The following is a 216-nucleotide window of genomic DNA, read 5'->3' on the forward strand; positions in this document are numbered from 1 at the left end:
GCGCATGCGCAAGCCGGCATCGTCCCTGGCGATGATTTTGCTCAGCATCGAGTAAAGCTTGTCGCTGTCATTCCAGTTGATGGTTTCGGCAGCAGAAAAGCTGGGAAGCAGGCCAGCCAACAACGTATGGTCGCGCATCAGCAATGCGCGGTAGGGTGGGCTGTCTGGATCCTCTAGCCATTTCAGCCAGAGGGTTTCGCTGGTGCCGGCCGCAGG

At 58.8% G+C, this 216-nt stretch carries 1 protein-coding gene; it reads right to left on the reverse strand.

The window, feature by feature from the left end; translation table 11 throughout:
- Nucleotides 1–216, reverse strand: a 216-nt coding sequence (locus JOY50_RS28945) for a hypothetical protein (protein WP_243056218.1), incomplete at both ends; no start/stop codon positions are given.

Source organism: Pseudomonas sp. BP01, from assembly GCF_022760795.1.
In the GTDB taxonomy this organism is placed as follows: Bacteria; Pseudomonadota; Gammaproteobacteria; order Pseudomonadales; family Pseudomonadaceae; genus Aquipseudomonas; species Aquipseudomonas putida_Q.